This is a genomic window from Streptomyces sp. 8N114 (assembly GCF_052245835.1).
GTDB lineage: Bacteria > Actinomycetota > Actinomycetes > Streptomycetales > Streptomycetaceae > Streptomyces.
This window is the reverse complement of sequence record NZ_JBQQBT010000028.1, coordinates 49,237-65,989: the sequence shown is the minus strand read 5'-3', so window position 1 is coordinate 65,989 and position 16,753 is coordinate 49,237. Positions and strand designations below refer to the sequence as shown.

The window sequence follows — 16,753 nt, the reverse complement described above, 5'->3', positions numbered from 1 at the left end:
GCAACCCGCGGTCGGGTGCGGCGGAGCCGCAGGGCTCGGTGATGCTGCCGCGCCCGGACATCAGTCCGCAGCTGCAGGTCGTACGGCGACTGCTGGCCGCGCTCGTCGTCCTGTGGGTGACAGTGATGCTGGTCTATGTGGACCGGGGCGGCTATGTGGACAACTCCGACGACGACGTGTCGTTCCTGGACTGCCTCTACTACACGACCGTCACGCTCTCCACGACCGGCTACGGCGACATCACCCCAGGGTCCGACAGTGCGCGCCTGGTCAACACTTTCGTCATCACGCCGCTGCGCGTGCTGTTCCTGATCATCCTCATCGGCACCACACTTGAGGCCCTCACCGACCGCACCCGCCAGCAGTGGCGCCTGAACCGCTGGAGGTCCGCGTTGCGCGACCACACTGTCGTCGTCGGATTCGGCACCAAGGGCCGCTCGGCCGTCCAGACCCTGCTCTCGACCGGGCTGGGCCGCAACCAGATCGTCGTCATCGATCCGCAGCCGCAGGCCGTCAGCGCCGCCACCGCGGAAGGGTTCGCCGGGGTCGAGGGCGACGCGACCCGCAGCGAGGTGCTGACCCGGGCCGAGGTGCAGCGGGCCAAGCAGATCGTGATCGCGCCACAGCGGGACGACACCTCGGTGCTGGTGACGCTGACGGCACGGCAGCTCAACCCGCGCCTCAACATCGTCGCCGCGGTGCGGGAGGAGGAGAACGCGCCACTGCTGCGGCAGTCGGGCGCCGACCAGGTCATCACCAGCGCCAGCGCGGCGGGCCGGCTGCTCGGCCTGGCCATGCTCAGCCCGCACGCCAGCTCGGTGATAGAGGACCTCATCCAGCAGGGCAGCGGGCTCGACCTCAAGGAGCGCCCCGCCACCAAGGCCGAGGCAGGACGCTCCCCGCGCGACTGCGCCGACCTGGTCGTCTCCGTGGTCCGTGGCCACCGAATACTCGCCTTCGACGATCCGGAGGCCGCCACCCTGGAGCTCACCGACCGGCTGGTGGTCATCCACCGCGCTTCCCGCACCCGTCACGAACCCGGCGAGCGGCGGGGCGAGTTGCGGTAGCCGGACAGCTTTCGCTCCCGGCTCTCACCTCTTCAGGTGACGGCGGTGTGCCTGGCGGGCCGCGGCGGGACCGGCGCGTGACGATGACGCGATGGACCCGCCGCCCACCTGCCCCAACTGTCCCGACCGCCTCCTGTGGAAGGACACCCGCGAGACGGGGCCCGGCAAGGAGGACTCCTGGTTCTGGTTCTGCACCGGCTGCCACCAGGCGTATGTACCGACCCCGGACCAGAAGCTCCGCTTCACCTACGCGGCTTGACCGGCCATCCGCGTCCCGCAAGGAGTGCGCCGCCCGGGCCGGTGCCGCCCGGGCCGGGGTGCGGGGCGGTGCGGGTAGCGTCGGCCGTATGCATGCGATCACGATTCCCGAACCCGGCGGCCCCGAGGCGCTGGTCTGGGCCGAGGTCCCGGACCCCGAGCCCGGGGAGGGCGAAGTCCTCGTCGATGTCGTAGCGAGCGCCGTCAACCGCGCGGACACCCTGCAACGTCAGGGCTTCTACGATCCACCGCCAGGAGCGAGCCCCTACCCCGGCCTGGAGTGCGCGGGCCGGATCTCGGCCCTCGGCCCCGGGGTGTCCGGCTGGGCGGTCGGCGACAAGGTGTGCGCGCTGCTCGGCGGTGGCGGCTACGCCGAGAAGGTCGCGGTGCCGGCCGGTCAGCTGCTGCCCGTACCGGACGGCCTCGACGTCGCGGCAGCGGCCGGCCTGCCGGAGGTCACCTGCACGGTCTGGTCGAACGTCTTCATGGTGGCGCATCTGCGCCCGGGGGAGACCCTGCTGGTGCACGGCGGCTCCAGCGGCATCGGCACCATGGCCGTACAGCTCGCCAAGTCGGTGGGCGCGCGGGTCGCGGTGACGGCGGGCACGGCCGAGAAGCTCCAGCGGTGCGCCGAGCTGGGTGCCGACATCCTGATCAACTACCGGGAGCAGGACTTCGTCGAGGAGCTGCGCGCTGCGACCGACGGAGCGGGCGCCGACGTCATCCTCGACAACATGGGCGCCAAGTACCTGGAGCGCAACATCAGGGCCCTCGCGGTGAACGGCCGGCTGGCCGTCATCGGAATGCAGGGCGGCACCAAGGGCGAGCTGAACCTGGGCGCGCTGCTGGCCAAGCGCGGCGCGGTGACGGCCACCTCGCTGCGGGCGCGGCCCCCCGCCGAGAAGGCGGCGATCGTGGCAGCCGTACGGGAACACGTGTGGCCGCTGCTCTCGGACGGCCGGATGCGCCCGGTGATCGACAGTACGGTTCCGATGCGGGAGGCGCCCCGGGCGCACCGCACGCTGGAGGAGAGCACCCACATCGGCAAGATCCTGCTGACCACGGCCGGCTGACGCCCGCCGCGGGTCCCGCCGCGGGCCCCGCCCTCCTGGCCGCCTTCCGGTGGTGGGGGGCGGGGCCGACGCGTTCGTGGCCGCTTCCCGCCCCGTCCCGCTTTCTCCGTGCCGCTTTCTCCGCGCCCGACTCCTCCGTACGGCGCGCTCCGTCACCCGTTCCCCCTGTCCGAAATGCCGATCTTATTCCTTCATGTGACGCTGGTCAGGTCTGCGGACCATCCAGCTCGGAAGGGTCACGGTCGTGCGGCAAACCCAGCGACGGAGCACCGCTGTCACCTTGTTGACCTGCGCTCTTCTTGTTGTTCCCGCGCCTGTCGCCACTGCGGGGGACCATCCGGGCCCCGGGAGGGACCAGGAGGAGACTGCGGCTGCCCCGGTGGCCTCCGAAACCCTGTCCCCGGGTGCCCTGCCCTCCGGAGCCACCCTGAGCGCGACCCCCAGCCTGACGCCCCCGGCCACGAACCCTGGCACCCGCACCTGGGCACCCCTCCCGGAGGCAGCAGGACCATCCGGAGCGCCCGGGCCACCCGCGCCGCCCCAGCCGCCGGCACCACCCCAGCCACCCGAGCCGCCTGAGGTCCCCGACCCTCCCAAGTTCCCCGATCCCCCCACGCTCCCCGGTCCCCCCGAAGCCCCCGAACTTCCTGGACCTCCTGAGCCGGACTCCCAGCCCTCGGAGCGCAGCAGCCTGGATACCCAGACGCCCGACGACGGCAAATGGCACCAGGAGCGAGCCGACCAGGAGGAAGAGAGCAAGCGGCGACGGGAGCAGCGCCACCAGGAGGAGCGGCGCCAGGAAGAGCGGCGCGAGGAAGAGCAGCGCCAAGAGGAGCGGGAAAAGGACGCCGAGCAACGGGAGCAGCAGCGGCAGCAGCAGCACGAGCGGCAAGAGGCCCTACAGCGTCAGGAGCAGCGCCACGAGCAGCGCCAGGAGGCGCGCCGAGAGCGCGAAGCACAAGAGGCCCGCGACGCCCAGCAGCGGGAACAGCAGCGGCGCGAACAGCGGCAACGGAAACAGAGAGAAGACAAACGGCGCCACGACGAACAGCGACAGGAAGAGACACGGCGACAACAGGCACGGCGACAAGAAGACACACGGCGACAAAAAGAAGCACAGCGACAAAAAGAGGCACAGCGGCAAGAAGAACCGCGGCGGGAGAAACGGCGAGAAAGCGAGCAGCAACAGCAACGGCGGCGGCAGCACGAGGAGCGCCGGGACGAGCGGCGCGACCACACCCGCAGCCCGGATCACCGGTCCGCCCTGCAGCCCCCGTCGGCCTTCGGGAACCCCACGGCACCGCGCCCGTCCGGGCAGGCGATCGGCAAGCACGACCTGTACGCGTCCGACGATGCGAGCCCCGGGGACGCCGACGGGCGGGACGACCGCGTCGCCACCCGGCCGTCCGGGCAGGTGCTGCCCGTACTGCCGCTCGGCACGGGCATGACGCTCATGGGGCTGGGACTCGCCTTCCTTGCCCTGCGGCTGCGCCGCCGCTGACGTTCCGCCCTCGCTCGGCACCGGTCACCTGACGGATGCAGAATGGGAGGCATGACACAGCCGAGCAACGAGAAGTCGCAGGAGAGCCCGCAGGTCCTGGTCGTGGGGCCGGACGGAATGGCTCTCGGGGGTACCGCCAAGGGCAACGGCGACGGCGAGGGCGATGAGCAGGCTGAGGTCCCCGTGACGGAGATGGTGGAACAACCCGCGAAGGTCATGCGGATCGGCAGCATGATCAAGCAGCTGCTCGAGGAAGTGAAGGCAGCACCGCTGGACGAGGCCAGCAGGGCGCGGCTGAAGGAGATCCACACCAGCTCGATCAAGGAGCTGGAGGACGGGCTCGCACCTGAGCTGATCGAGGAGCTGGAGCGGCTCTCCCTCCCCTTCACGGAGGGATCCACCCCCACCGACGCCGAGCTGCGCATCGCACAGGCCCAGTTGGTCGGCTGGCTGGAGGGACTCTTCCACGGCATCCAGACCGCGCTGTTCGCCCAGCAGATGGCGGCTCGCGCGCAGCTGGAGCAGATGCGCAGGGCGCTGCCGCCCGGCGCCATGCCGGACGAGGGCCAGGCCGGCGAGGCGCACCACCGCACGGGCGGCCCCTACCTGTAGACCGCTGAGCCACTGGGCCGCCTGGTCCACCGGGCCGCTCGCCGACTCGGCCGCTCACCCGCCTCGGCCGGTCGCCGGCTCGGCCGCCTCGCCCGCCGCCTGTGGAATGCGTACGTCAGCTGGGGCGGGCCAGCCAGTGGTACAGCGCCATCGCCACACTGGTGGCCAGGTTGTAGCTGGAGACCTGGGGGCGCATCGGGAGGGCGACCAGGCGGTCGGCACGGGCGCGCATCTGGGCCGAGAGCCCGCGCCGCTCCGAGCCGAAGGCCAGCATCGCCCCGGCGGGCAGGGTCACGGAGCGCAGATCGGCGCCCTCCGGATCGAAGGCGAGGAGCGGGCCGTCCGGCAGCTCGGCCACCGGGCGCCGTTCGACCGGGGTGGCGAAGTGCAGTCCGGCGCCCGCCCGTACCGCCGCCGGGTGCCAGGGGTCGACGTCACCGGTGGTGAGTACCCCGCCGGCGCCCGCGCCCGCAGCCAGCCGTACGACGGCTCCTACGTTGCCGAGGTTGCGCGGGTTGTCGAGGACGACGAGCGGCCCCTCCCGGTCGGGTGCCGCCGGGAGCGTAACGGCGTCCCGGAGCGCGAGCGCCGCAACGCCCGTGGGGTGCGGGCGGGGCACCAGGGCGCGCAGTGTCGTGCCGGGAACCTCGCCCAGCAGTTCGTCGAGCGTGCCGGTCAGATCGGGCGCGAGCTCCTCAGCGAGCGCGAGCGCGGCGCCCCGGTCGGTGGTGAGCGCGACCGGCACCCGCGCACCGAACCGCAGCGCGTGCTTCAGCGCGTGGAATCCGTCCAGCAGCACGCCCTCCGCCGCATACCGCACCCACTGGCTCTCAGCCGTCTCACCCGTCACCCGGCCAACCCTACGGCCGCCGGAACCCCGTCACCGGCCCGCTCTCCGGCCACCGGACGGGCTCGCATACGCGAACTGCGCCTACGCGGAATCTGCGCTTACGCGGAAACCTTCGGGGCCGCCTCGTCAGCCGCCTCCGGCACGGGCCGGGGCGCTCTGGGGCCGCCGCCCGGCAGCAGGCCGCGTACCCGGCCGCCCAGCGCTGCGGAGTGGCGGCCGAACCACACCAGGAAGGCCGTCGGCAGGAACACCGCGTCGGCCGCGATCATCGCCAGCGAGAAGAACGGCAGTCCGAGCAGGACGGCGATGCTGAGGTGCTCCAGAATCATGAAGGTCAGCAGCACGTTCTTCGCCCGCCGGTTGAGGAGCGTGAAGGGGAAGGCGACCTGGAGGGCGACGGTGCCGTAGGTGGCCAGGAAGACCATCACGCCGTTGCCCGCCAGCAGGTGACTCAGCTCCGGCCAGGGCGTGAAGTAGTCCAGGTTCATGGGGTAGTAGACGGCGGTGCCGTCCTGCCAGCGGGTGCCCTGGATCTTGAACCAGCCGGCCGTCGAGTAGACCAGGCAGACCTCGATCATGATGACGAGCAGCACGGCGTTGTGTGCCAGATTGGCGAGGATGTCGCACACGTCGCGCATCTCCCGCACCGTCGCACCGCCGCGCGCCGCTGCCCGGTTCACGGCCCACCACAGTCCGTGCGCTGCCCACAGCGCCCAGTAGAAGACGGCCCAGCCGGTACTGAAACCGCCCGCGACGGTGCTGCCCAGCAGTACGGCGCCGAACACCGTCCACAGCACCACGCCCCCGGCACCGGCCACGGCGTCGACGTCGGCTCGCACGGGAGCTTCGTCGCCCTCGGTGAGTGCCTCCCGGCCCTCCCCCGTCGCCTCCTGGGGATCCGCGGCCGCCTCCCGGCGCTCCCGGGCGCGCTTGGCCCGCCGGGCGTCCAGGGACCACACCTGCGCGCAGCGGATGAAGACGAGGTACATCGCCATCAGATGGATGACGTTGTCCCCGCCGTCACCCATGAAGACGCTGCGGTTCTGCAGCGAGAGCACCCCGACCATGAACAGCACGGTGGCGGCCCTGGTGTGCCAGCCGAGCAGCACGGCGACGGAAGCCGCAACAGCGACGAGATAGACGAGCTGGAACCAGCTGTTGCTGCTGGACCACATCAGAACCGTGAAGGCGTCGTTGTCTTCGATCAGCTGCCGGGCCAGCCCCCAGGTCCACGGACTGTCCGGCCCGTAGAGCTCCTGCCGGTGCGGCCACTCCCGCAGCAGGAAGAACAGCCACGCGGCGCCGAACCCGATCCGGACGATCGCCGTCTGGTAGGGGCCGAGCGCCTGTGCGGTGATCCTGGTCAGGCCGCGCGAGACGCACCGCTCGATCCGCGCGCGCGGTCCGTCGATCCCCATGTACCGTCCCTCGTCCGTCACTTGCCGCCTCCCGGAAGGTCGGCGCTGGTGACCTGCCACCAGGGCTGCACGGTGTACCTGGTCTTCACGACGTACCGTTCGTCGCTCCACTCGGGCGGGGCGACCGGGGTGACGGCGGAGCGCACCTGGATGCGCTCGACGCTGCCACCGTTGAGTTCGGGCCCGAAGCGCCGCATCACGATCCGCTTGATGTACTGCTCGGAGAGCCGTCCGCGCAGACCGAAGGCTTTGCCCCTCTCGTCGTGGTTGTCGACGTAGAACTCCCAGGCGCGGCGCAGCTCGTTCTGCTGGGTGTGGCTGGGGGCCGGATTGCCGTGGATGGCCTCGCCGTCCATGGCGCTGAGGTTGACCCAGCCGGTGGTGGCGGTGGTGCCGTCTTCCTTGGCGACGGTCGCGCGGGCGTGAACCGCGACGTTCTGCTGGAGGGGGTTGGGGGCGAACAGCTTCCAGTTGCGCTCGAATTCCGGGAGGACGTACGAGTCGACGAGCTCCCCGTGCCGCTTGCTGATGGTGTTGTCCGGGGCCGTCTGCAAGAAGACCATCGCCACGTGGAACGCGATCCCGACCGTGACGACGGCCACGGCTATCGCGACGAAGATCCGCGCGGGCAGCGAGAGCGCGGCGATCCCGCGCATGCCTTCCCCCCCGGGCGCCTGGTGCGCCGCTGGCTCCATGCCCTACCCCTGCTCCCCATGTTCTCCATGCCCATGACCGGGCCGGTCCGCCTCAGAGACTCTCAGAGGGTACTGGGGCGGGGGCGGCTGGCCCCGCCGGTCCGCGGCATTCGCCCTTGACAGGCCCGGGACCCGCGCCCATGCTTGAACCGAACGATCGGTCGGTCGGCTGGACGCCGAGGGATCAGGGGGCACGTATGACATCGGTGACATCGCCGCCGCACGGCCACGGAGCGGGGAGGGGCGCGGCCGGGGCGCCGGACCCGGCCGGACCCGGGCGTACGGCGGACCCCGAGGCCGAACGCGCCCTGCAGGCCGTCTTCGACGCGGCCGTCGCCGCCGACGAGCGCATCGAGCCCCGGGACTGGATGCCGGACGCCTACCGCTCCACCCTCGTCCGCCAGATCGCCCAGCACGCGCACTCCGAGATCATCGGCATGCAGCCGGAGGCCAACTGGATCACCCGCGCCCCCTCCCTGCGCCGCAAGGCGATCCTGATGGCCAAGGTGCAGGACGAGGCGGGCCACGGCCTGTATCTCTACGGCGCGGCCGAAACGCTGGGCACGGGGCGCGACGAACTGCTCGACAAGCTGCACGCGGGCCGCCAGAAGTACTCCTCGATCTTCAACTACCCCACGCTGACCTGGGCGGACGTCGGCGCCATCGGCTGGCTGGTGGACGGCGCCGCCATCACCAACCAGGTGCCGCTGTGCCGCTGCTCGTACGGCCCGTACGCCCGCGCCATGGTCCGGATCTGCAAGGAGGAGTCCTTCCACCAGCGCCAGGGCTACGAACTGCTGCTTGCCCTGTCCCGCGGGACCGAGGCGCAGCGCGCGATGGCGCAGGACGCGGTGGACCGCTGGTGGTGGCCGTCGCTGATGATGTTCGGCCCGCCGGACGACGAGTCGGCACACAGCGCCCAGTCCATGGCATGGAAGATCAAGCGGCACTCCAACGACGAGCTGCGGCAGCGCTTCGTGGACATCTGCGTCCCGCAGGCGGAAGCGCTAGGCCTCGCCCTGCCCGACCCCGAGCTGCGCTGGAACGAGGAGCGGGGTCACTGGGACTTCGGCGCCATCGACTGGCAGGAGTTCCGCGAGGTGCTCAAGGGCAACGGCCCCTGCAACGAACAACGGCTGAATCAGCGCCGTACGGCCCATGAGAACGGCGCCTGGGTCCGTGAGGCAGCCGCGGCGCACGCCGCCAAACAGGCAGCCCGCGCGGCCCAGGACCGGACGTCCGCCCCCCGGACAGCGAGGAGTTGAGCCATGAGCGCCGACTGGCCCCTGTGGGAGGTCTTCGTACGCAGCAGGCGCGGCCTCTCGCACACCCACGCGGGAAGCCTGCACGCGCCGGACGCCCAGATGGCGCTGCGCAACGCACGGGACCTGTTCACCCGCCGCAGTGAGGGCGTCTCCCTGTGGGTGGTGCCCTCCAGCGAGATCACCGCCTCCTCGCCGGACGAGAAGGACCCCTTCTTCGAGCCCGCCGCCGACAAGCCCTACCGCCATCCGACGTTCTACGAGGTCCCGGAAGGGGTGCGGAACCTGTGACGGCCACAGCACCGCCGGCCCTGGCCACCCTCCCCCTCGGCGACGACGCGCTGATCCTCTCCCACCGCCTCGGCGAATGGGCGGGCCACGCCCCCGTTCTGGAGGAGGAGGTGGCGCTGGCCAACATCGCGCTGGATCTGCTGGGCCAGGCCCGCGCGCTCTACGCCGGGCTCGCAGACGTGCTGGGCAGCGAGGACGAGATCGCCTTCCTGCGGGAGGAACGCGCCTTCCGCAACTGCCAGCTGGTGGAGCAGCCATGCGGCGACTTCGCGCACACCATCGTGAGGCAGCTCTACTTCTCCACCTACCAACTGCCGCTCTACGCCCAACTGTCACCGGTACTCCCGCTGGCGGCCAAGGCGGTCCGCGAGACGGCCTACCACCGCGACCACGCCGAGCAGTGGACGCTGCGGCTGGGCGACGGCACGGAGGAGAGCCACGCCCGCACCCAGCGCGCCGCCGACACGCTGTGGCGGTACACGGGCGAGCTGTTCCAGCCGATCGAGGGCCTGGAGGTGAACTGGCAGGAGCTGACCGAGGAGTGGACCGCGCGCATCCATGAGGTCTTCTCCCACGCCGGGCTCACCGTCCCGGAGGGCCCGAGCGAGGGCGCCTGGTCCGCCGGTGCGGGCCGCCAGGGGCTGCACACGGAGCCGTTCGGCCGGCTGCTCGCCGAGATGCAGCATCTGCACCGCAGCCACCCGGGGGCGACATGGTGATGCCGTCAACCGCCGCCGGACGCCGCTCCCGTACCGCGTCCCTCACCGAGCTGGCCGGATCCGTGCCCGATCCGGAGCTGCCGGTGATCAGCCTCGGCGAGCTGGGCGTGCTGCGCCGCGTGGTGGAGCCCGAGCCCGGACATGTAATGGTCGAGCTGACCCCCACCTACACCGGCTGCCCGGCGATCGAGGCGATGGCGGCCGACATCGAACGGGTGCTGCGCCAAGAAGCCGGCGCCGAGCGGGTCGAGGTCCGTACGGTGCTCGCGCCGCCCTGGTCCAGCGACGACATCAGCGCGGAGGGCCGCCGCAAGCTCGCCGAGCACGGCATCGCGCCACCCCGCGCCGGAGCCCGTGCCGCCGGGCCGGTCCTGGTGGGCCTCTCCCCCACCCGGCATACAGCCCCCCGGCCACCGCAGCACTCGGCGCCCCAACCGTCGGCGCCGGAGCCCTCCACGCCGCCTGCCGCACCCCAGCCCTCCGCACCCCAGCCCTCCGCGCCGCCGCCCTCCGCGCAGGAGCCGGAGCCGGTGCGCTGCCCGCACTGCGGTTCTGCCGAAACGGAGTTGCTCAGCCGGTTCTCCTCCACGGCCTGCAAGGCGCTGCGCCGCTGCACCGACTGCCGGGAGCCGTTCGACCACTTCAAGGAGGTCTGATGGTGCCGACAGTGCCGACCTTCCACCCACTGCGCGTCCGCTCGGTCGAGCGGCTGACGGACGACTCGGCCGCGCTCACCCTCGACGTCCCGCCCGAGCTGCGCGAGACCTTCGGCCACGCCCCCGGCCAGCACCTCACATTGCGGCGGGTGAACGAGCGAGGTGAGGAGATCCGCCGCACCTACTCGCTGTGCGACCCGGCCCGGTCCCGTCCCCCGTCACTGCGGGTAGGTATCCGGCTGGTGGAGGGCGGCCTGTTCTCCACGTACGCGCTCAAGGAGCTGACCGAGGGCAGCACCGTCGAAGTGCTGCCGCCCATCGGCCGCTTCGTACTGCAGCCCCGCCCGGGCCGGTTCGCCGCGGTAGTGGGCGGCAGCGGCATCACGCCCGTGCTGTCCATGGCCGGCACGCTGCTGGCCCGCGAACCGGCCGCCCGCTTCTGCCTGATACGCAGCGACCGCACCACGGCTTCGACGATGTTCCTGGAGGAGGTCGCCGACCTCAAGGACCGCTACCCCGACCGCTTCCACCTGGTGACGGCCCTCTCCCGGGAGGAGCAGCACAGCGGGCTGCCCTCCGGCCGGCTGGACACGGAGCGGCTCACCGCGCTGCTGCCCGCCCTCCTCTCCGAGTCCGGGGTACGGGAGACGGATGGCTGGTATCTGTGCGGCCCACTGGGGCTGGTCGAGGGCGCGACCGAGGCGCTGCGGGCGCTGGGCGTGCCCAGGGACCGCGTCCACCAGGAGATCTTCCACGCCGACACGGCTGTTGCGGCCGCGTCCGCACCGCCGCCGGGCGCCCGGGCGATGTCCGGCTCCGCCACGGTGAGCGCCACCCTGGGCGGCCGCGGCGGCAGCTGGCCCGCGAGCCAGGGGGAGACGCTGCTGGAGACGGTGTTGCGGAACCGGTCCGACGCCCCGTACGCCTGCAAGGGAGGGGTCTGCGGCACCTGCCGGGCCCGGCTGCTCGGCGGGGAGATCCATGTGGACCGCAACTTCGCGCTGGAACCGGAGGAGTTGGACGCGGGGTATGTGCTGGCGTGCCAGTCGCATCCGCTCACCGCGAAGGTGGAGGTCGATTTCGACGCATGAGGGCCGAGGCGCCGCCCCCGGTGAAGTCCGCCCTCTGGCGAGTTCAGGCGTCCACCCCTAGCCTGACGGGGCGTCAGTTCAGCGATCCCGTTCAAGGGCAGCACCCCGGGGAGAACGCCATGGACTTCAGCTTCAGCGAAGAGCAGCAGGCGGCCCAGGAAGCCGCCAAGTCCGTCTTCTCACAGGTGTCGCCCGACGCCGTGGACAGCCCGGCGCTGACACAGGGAGCGGTCGCCGACGACTTCGACCGGGCGCTGTGGCAGCGGCTGGCGCACTCCGACCTGCTCGGTCTCGCCGTACCCCGCGAGTACGGCGGCCTGGAGCTCGACCCGGTGGCGCTGTGCCTGGTGCTGCGCGAGGCGGGCCGCGTGCTGGCGCGCGTACCACTGCTGGAGACCAGCGCGGCGGCCCTGGCCCTCGCCACGTACGGCCCCGAGGAGTCGCGCGCCGCGCTGCTGCCCCGGATCGCGGCGGGCGAACTGGTGGTCACGGTCGCCGGGCAGGGACGTACGGGCCATGAGCCCGCCGAGCACGCCGTGACGGCGAGCGCGGCGCCCGGCGGGGACGGCTGGGTGCTGGACGGAATACAGACGGCCGTACCGTGGGCGGCCACCGCGGACCTCACCCTCGTCCCGGCACACACGGCCGAGGGCCGCCCGCTGCTGGCGTTCCTGGCGCCCGGCACCGAGGGCGTCTCCCTCGCCGAGCAGGCGTCAACCAACGGCGAGCGCTACGCGGAGATGACGCTGGAAGCGGTACGCGTACCGTCGCGCGACGTCATCGACGACCCGGAGGCTCCCGGCCGGCTGCACCGACTGCTGGCCACCGGCACCTGTGCGCTGGCGCTCGGCCTGGGCAGCAGGGTGCTGGAGATGACCAGCGAATACGTCAGCCACCGCGAGCAGTTCGGGTTCCCCGTCGCCACGTTCCAGGCAGTGGCCGTCCAGGCGGCCGACCGCTACATCGATCTGCGCGCGATGGAGGCCACCCTCTGGCAGGCTGCCTGGCGTCTCGACCCGGTCGACGTGGCGGTCGCCAAGATGTGGGCGGCCGACGGGGTACGGAGAGTCGTGCAGACGGCCCAGCATCTGCACGGCGGCATGGGCGCCGACACCGACTACCCCCTGCACCGCTTTCATGCATGGGCCAAGCAATGGGAGCTGTCCTGTGGCCCGGCAGCCGCCCATGAGGAAGTCCTCGCGGACCTCCTCGCCACCAATTGACCAGTCGGCCACAGGGTTTGCCCCGCGCATCTTCTCCGATGAGAGGGTGCCCCTGCCCGCCGTCCGCGGACTTCGGGTTTGTTGTGGCTGGTCGCGCAGTTCCCCGCGCCCCTTCGGGGCGCAACCCCTGCCCTACCGCACGAAAGCCGACTCCGTGTCGCCCTCCAGGGGGCGCCCCGCGGCATGCCAGGCGAGCATGCCGCCGTCGACGTTGACCGCGTCCACGCCCTGCTGGGCGAGGTAGGCCGCGACCTGCGCCGAACGACCACCGACGCGGCAGACGACGTACACCCGCTCGCCCTCGCCCAGCCGTTCGGTCAGCTCGCCCTGCCGCGCGACGAACTCGCTCATCGGAATGTGCACGGCGCCGGGAGCCCGCCCGGCGGCCCACTCGTCGTCCTCGCGGACGTCCAGCAGCAGCGCGTCGGCCGGTACGGAGGCGGCGTCCGTCTGCGGCACCTGCCCGGGAAGGGCGTTCATTCCTGCTCTCCCTCTCTCAGCCGGGCGAGCTCGCGCTCGCGCTCGGCCACCTGCCCGAGCAGTTGCTCGGCGATCTCTTCCAGCAGCGCGTCGGGGTCGTCGGGCGCCAGCTTCAGCATTGCCCCGATCGCACTCTCCTCCAGCTCCGTGGCCATCCCGGCGAGCATCTCCTTGCGCTGCGCCAGCCACTCCAGCCGCGCGTACAGCTCTTCGCTGCGCAGCAGTTCGGCCACGGGTTCGGGCAGCGGGCCCGCTTCCCACTCCGCGGCGAGCGCGGCGAGCGCGGGCGCGTCACCCTCCGCGTACGCCTTGTTCACCCGCACGAGGAACGCCTCCCGCCGCTCGCGCTCCGCGTCGTCCTGGGCGAGGTCGGGGTGTGCCTTGCGGACCAGGTCCCGATACGCCTTACGGGCCTCCTCGCTGGGCCGTACCCGGCTCGGAGGGCTGACGGGCTGCTCGTTGAGCATCGCCTGGGCCTCGGGGAGCATGCCGTTCGAGTCGATCCAGCCGAAGAAGAGCTCATCGACCTTCGGCATCGGCAGCACGGCGCCACGTGCCGCGTCGGCCTTGCGGATGTCCTCGGGGTCCCCGGTACGGGCCGCGATCGCCTCGGCGATCTGCGCGTCGAGCTCGTCGAGCCGGGCGTAGACGGGGCCGAGCCGCTGGTGGTGCAGCCGGGAGAAGTTCTCCACCTCGACCCGGAAGGTCTCGACCGCGATCTCGTACTCGATCAGTGCGGTCTCCGCGGCCCGCACCGCCTTCTCGAGGCGCTCGGTGCCGGGCTCTTCGCGTGCTGTCGGGCCTTCGCTCACCGTCGGGTCTTCGCTCGCCTTCGGGTCTTCGCTCGCCTCGGCGGGGGAGTTGGCGTTCATCGCCACCACCCTACGACCGCGGCGCCCCGACCCACCCCCGGAACACCTCCGGTCACTCCCGAAACGCCTCCGGACAGGAAGCGGCCGACCGCGGAAGGTGACTGTCCGCCCAGCGCGTGAGCTCGACCATGGCGGGCCGCAGGGCGTGCCCGGAGTCGGTGAGGCTGTAGCTCACCCGCAGCGGCGGCCCCTCCTCGACGGACCGGGAGACCAGGCCGAAGGCCGCAAGCTCGGTGAGCCGGTCGGAGAGCATCCGCTCACTGATGCCCGGTACGGCACGGCGCAGCTCGGCGAAGTGTCCCGGGCCGCTCATCAGCGCAGCCAGGATCAGCCCCGTCCACCGCTTGCCGAGCAGGTGGAAGACGCGCGTTATGGCGCTCTCCGGCTCGGTGCAGACCGCAGCGGCCGTGGCGCGCTCCGGCGGCAGGTCGCGCATCTCTCCAAGCTCTGACATGCCACCAGGGTACTGCGTGAGGGCAAGTAGGTGCAGAAAAGTAAGTAGCTGTGTTATACCTAGTTACGTCGGAAAGTTCGACAGCTTACGAATCACTAGGAGTCCCCCCATGGCCACCCTCCTGCACATCGACACCTCGGTCCACCCGGACGGTGCCTCCGCCTCCCGCTCCGTCACCGCCTCCTTCCGCGAGGCATGGGAGGCCCAGCACCCGGACGGAAAGGTGATCTACCGCGACCTCAACGCCGACCCGATCCCGCATCTGCAGGACGTGGCCGCGGCCGCAGGCTTCATACCTCCCCAGAACCACACCGCTGAGCAGGCTGCCGCCTTCGCACCGCGCGACCAGCTGGCCACCGAGCTGGAGCAGGCGGACGCGGTGCTGATCGGCGCCCCGATGTACAACTACACGATCCCCTCGACCCTCAAGGCGTGGCTGGACCACGTGATCATCATGGGCCGCACCGCCGGCACGGAGAACCCGACCGCAGCCGGCAAGCCGGCCACGGTGGTCGCCAGCCGCGGCGGCGGCTACGGCCCGGGCACCCCGCGCGAGAGCTTCGAGTTCGTACTGCCCTACCTGGAGAAGCTGCTGGGCGAGGGCACCCTCGGGCTGGATGTCGAGTTCATCGTGCCGGAGCTCACGCTGGCCGAGACGACGCCCGGCATGGAACAGCTCATCGACCTGGCCAAGGAGTCCCGCGCCAAGGCGCACGAGGCGGCCCAGGCCCGCGGCAAGACCCTCGCGGCCCAGCTCGCCGCCTGAGACCACAGGTTCGCCCGGGACCACAACGCGAAGGGTCACGGCGCGAACACTGTGAGCAGACAGAGATAAGGCCCCCACCGGAACCCGGTGGGGGCCTTCTTCTGTGCGCGAGGGGGGAGTTGAACCCCCACGTCCTTTCGGACACTGGAACCTGAATCCAGCGCGTCTGCCTATTCCGCCACCCGCGCATTGGGTGTTGTCGCTCCGCCCGGTGCGGGCGCCTGCCGACATCCAGAAGATTAGCACGCTGTCCGGGGTGGACTCACATCCGTATTCCGCCCCTGCTCGGACCCCCTCCGCAGGACACTCGGTGCGGGACCCAGCGCAGGCGCTCTACTATCCATGCGAGGGTGTAGAGCGGTACGAGCGACTGTGGGCGGGGGCACGCGCGGACCACTGTGAGGGGCAACACTTGAGCACCGGGCCCCGGTGGGGAACCAGTCGATTTCCTCGCGCGTGGATACGATCAGTAAGCAGTACCGCAGAAGCGTCGTGCCCGGATCCCGGGGACACTGGGAAACAGGTACGAAGCACGGCACCGGGCACGAAGCAGACATGCGAGCAGGCACCAGGCACTAGGCACGAAGCAGGCACTAGGTCGGAGAGCATCTGGGAAGGAGGTGCGTCGTGGGAGTACTGAAGCGGTTCGAGCAGCGACTCGAGGGTCTCGTGAACGGCACCTTCGCGAAGGTGTTCAAGTCCGAGGTGCAACCCGTTGAGATCGCGGGCGCCCTCCAGCGGGAGTGCGACAACAACGCGACGATCTGGAATCGCGAGCGCACAGTTGTCCCCAACGACTTCGTCGTCGAACTCAGCCCGCCGGACTACGAGCGGCTCAGCCCGTACTCGGGCCAGCTCGGCGACGAACTCGCCAGCATGGTGCGGGACTACGCCAAGCAGCAGCGCTACACGTTCATGGGTCCGATCAAGGTCAATCTGGAGAAGGCCGACGATCTCGACACCGGCCTCTACCGCGTACGCAGCCGCACCCTCGCCTCCAGCACCTCCCAGCCGCAGCAGCGCGGTGGCCCGGCGCAGGCCGGCGCCGGATACGGCGGTGCGGGTGCGGGTGCTGGCTATCCGCCGCCGCCCGCTTCGGCGCCGCCCGCGCCCACGGCCCCGCCCACCTACGCGCCGGGTCCGTCCGGCGGTGCGGGACCGCTGCCGGGCACCGAGACGCGACGCTGGGTCGAGATCAACGGCAACCGCCACCAGATCTCCGGCCCGACCCTGGTGCTCGGCCGCAGCACGGAGGCCGACGTGCGGATCGACGACCCCGGGGTCTCGCGCCGCCACTGCGAGATCCGCGCGGGAAACCCCTCCTCGATCCAGGATCTGGGCTCCACAAACGGAATCGTGGTAGACGGACAGCACACCACGCGCGCTACGCTCCGCGACGGCTCACGCATCGTCGTGGGCAGTACCACGATCATTTACCGGCAAGCCGAAGGGTGAAGCGGGGGCA

The 16,753-nt window shown here is 71.3% G+C and carries 19 protein-coding genes and 1 tRNA gene; 12 read left to right on the top strand and 8 right to left on the bottom strand.

What is annotated here, in order from left to right; all coding sequences use genetic code 11:
* The first annotated feature begins 41 nt into the window (after positions 1-41).
* From ACTWQF_RS32660 to ACTWQF_RS32650, 3 genes are all read left to right on the top strand, one after another.
* Positions 42-1,067: a potassium channel family protein gene (locus ACTWQF_RS32660; protein ID WP_443283363.1), complete on the top strand. Its 1,026-nt coding sequence runs from the start codon at positions 42-44 to the stop codon at positions 1,065-1,067.
* 91 nt (positions 1,068-1,158) lie between these two features.
* Complete coding sequence (locus tag ACTWQF_RS32655) at positions 1,159-1,326, top strand: hypothetical protein (protein ID WP_443249896.1); 168 nt, start codon at positions 1,159-1,161, stop codon at positions 1,324-1,326.
* A gap of 88 nt (positions 1,327-1,414) precedes the next feature.
* Entirely contained in the window at positions 1,415-2,398 is a 984-nt protein-coding gene (locus ACTWQF_RS32650; protein WP_443283352.1) for an NAD(P)H-quinone oxidoreductase, read from the top strand.
* Between the two features lie 898 nt (positions 2,399-3,296).
* Here ACTWQF_RS32650 and ACTWQF_RS32645 read toward each other — a convergent pair.
* Positions 3,297-3,920 (bottom strand): hypothetical protein, encoded by a 624-nt coding sequence (locus tag ACTWQF_RS32645; RefSeq protein WP_443283351.1) that lies wholly within the window; start codon positions 3,918-3,920, stop codon positions 3,297-3,299.
* 30 nt (positions 3,921-3,950) lie between these two features.
* Here ACTWQF_RS32645 and ACTWQF_RS32640 point away from each other — a divergent pair, with 30 nt between their 5' ends.
* Positions 3,951-4,511: a bacterial proteasome activator family protein gene (locus ACTWQF_RS32640; RefSeq protein ID WP_443283350.1), complete on the top strand. Its 561-nt coding sequence runs from the start codon at positions 3,951-3,953 to the stop codon at positions 4,509-4,511.
* Between the two features lie 115 nt (positions 4,512-4,626).
* On the opposite strand, the gene ACTWQF_RS32635 is transcribed toward ACTWQF_RS32640, so the two are convergent.
* From ACTWQF_RS32635 to ACTWQF_RS32625, 3 genes are all read right to left on the bottom strand, one after another.
* Positions 4,627-5,361: a TrmH family RNA methyltransferase gene (locus tag ACTWQF_RS32635; protein WP_443283349.1), complete on the bottom strand. Its 735-nt coding sequence runs from the start codon at positions 5,359-5,361 to the stop codon at positions 4,627-4,629.
* Between the two features lie 98 nt (positions 5,362-5,459).
* Entirely contained in the window at positions 5,460-6,779 is a 1,320-nt protein-coding gene (locus ACTWQF_RS32630) for an HTTM domain-containing protein (protein WP_443283362.1), read from the bottom strand.
* Positions 6,780-6,796: 17 nt separating this feature from the next.
* Positions 6,797-7,435, bottom strand: a complete 639-nt coding sequence (locus ACTWQF_RS32625; protein WP_443283348.1) for a DUF5819 family protein — start codon at positions 7,433-7,435, stop codon at positions 6,797-6,799.
* A gap of 236 nt (positions 7,436-7,671) precedes the next feature.
* Between ACTWQF_RS32625 and paaA the strand changes: the two genes are divergently transcribed.
* The 6 genes from paaA (at position 7,672) to ACTWQF_RS32595 (ending at position 12,716) form a co-directional block, all read left to right on the top strand.
* Positions 7,672-8,739, top strand: a complete 1,068-nt coding sequence (gene paaA, locus ACTWQF_RS32620) for a 1,2-phenylacetyl-CoA epoxidase subunit PaaA (RefSeq protein WP_443283347.1) — start codon at positions 7,672-7,674, stop codon at positions 8,737-8,739.
* A 3-nt stretch (positions 8,740-8,742) separates the two neighbouring features.
* Positions 8,743-9,027, top strand: a complete 285-nt coding sequence (paaB, locus tag ACTWQF_RS32615) for a 1,2-phenylacetyl-CoA epoxidase subunit PaaB (protein WP_443249889.1) — start codon at positions 8,743-8,745, stop codon at positions 9,025-9,027.
* The gene (gene paaC, locus ACTWQF_RS32610; protein ID WP_443283346.1) at positions 9,024-9,746 is read left to right on the top strand and encodes a 1,2-phenylacetyl-CoA epoxidase subunit PaaC; all 723 of its coding nucleotides are present in this window, start codon (positions 9,024-9,026) and stop codon (positions 9,744-9,746) included. The genes paaB and paaC overlap by 4 nt, the downstream gene beginning before the upstream one ends.
* Positions 9,740-10,402 carry a PaaD-like zinc ribbon domain-containing protein gene (locus ACTWQF_RS32605; RefSeq protein WP_443283345.1) on the top strand — a complete coding sequence of 221 codons (663 nt, stop codon included), beginning with the start codon at positions 9,740-9,742 and terminating at the stop codon, positions 10,400-10,402. The genes paaC and ACTWQF_RS32605 overlap by 7 nt, the downstream gene beginning before the upstream one ends.
* Positions 10,402-11,493: a 2Fe-2S iron-sulfur cluster-binding protein gene (locus tag ACTWQF_RS32600; protein ID WP_443283344.1), complete on the top strand. Its 1,092-nt coding sequence runs from the start codon at positions 10,402-10,404 to the stop codon at positions 11,491-11,493. The genes ACTWQF_RS32605 and ACTWQF_RS32600 overlap by 1 nt, the downstream gene beginning before the upstream one ends.
* Positions 11,494-11,612: 119 nt before the next feature.
* On the top strand, positions 11,613-12,716 hold the full coding sequence (locus ACTWQF_RS32595; protein WP_443283343.1) for an acyl-CoA dehydrogenase family protein: 1,104 nt from the start codon (positions 11,613-11,615) through the stop codon (positions 12,714-12,716).
* 132 nt (positions 12,717-12,848) lie between these two features.
* Here ACTWQF_RS32595 and ACTWQF_RS32590 read toward each other — a convergent pair whose 3' ends face one another.
* Genes ACTWQF_RS32590 through ACTWQF_RS32580 form a run of 3 tightly spaced genes read right to left on the bottom strand, consistent with a single transcriptional unit; the run spans position 12,849 to position 14,504 of the window.
* On the bottom strand, positions 12,849-13,196 hold the full coding sequence (locus ACTWQF_RS32590) for a rhodanese-like domain-containing protein (RefSeq protein ID WP_443283342.1): 348 nt from the start codon (positions 13,194-13,196) through the stop codon (positions 12,849-12,851).
* A complete protein-coding gene (locus ACTWQF_RS32585) occupies positions 13,193-14,068 on the bottom strand; it encodes a J domain-containing protein (RefSeq protein WP_443283341.1) in 876 nt (291 codons plus the stop codon). Before ACTWQF_RS32585 ends, ACTWQF_RS32590 begins: the two co-directional genes overlap by 4 nt.
* A gap of 52 nt (positions 14,069-14,120) precedes the next feature.
* Positions 14,121-14,504, bottom strand: coding sequence for a winged helix-turn-helix transcriptional regulator (locus ACTWQF_RS32580; protein ID WP_443283361.1), 384 nt, complete (start codon positions 14,502-14,504; stop codon positions 14,121-14,123).
* 127 nt (positions 14,505-14,631) lie between these two features.
* On the opposite strand from ACTWQF_RS32580, the gene ACTWQF_RS32575 reads away from it, so the two are divergent.
* The gene (locus ACTWQF_RS32575) at positions 14,632-15,288 is read left to right on the top strand and encodes an FMN-dependent NADH-azoreductase (RefSeq protein WP_443283340.1); all 657 of its coding nucleotides are present in this window, start codon (positions 14,632-14,634) and stop codon (positions 15,286-15,288) included.
* Positions 15,289-15,392: 104 nt separating this feature from the next.
* On the opposite strand, the gene ACTWQF_RS32570 is transcribed toward ACTWQF_RS32575, so the two are convergent.
* Positions 15,393-15,476, bottom strand: a tRNA-Leu gene (locus ACTWQF_RS32570).
* A gap of 439 nt (positions 15,477-15,915) precedes the next feature.
* Here ACTWQF_RS32570 and ACTWQF_RS32565 point away from each other — a divergent pair.
* Complete coding sequence (locus ACTWQF_RS32565; RefSeq protein WP_443283339.1) at positions 15,916-16,743, top strand: FhaA domain-containing protein; 828 nt, start codon at positions 15,916-15,918, stop codon at positions 16,741-16,743.
* Positions 16,744-16,753: the final 10 nt, after the last annotated feature.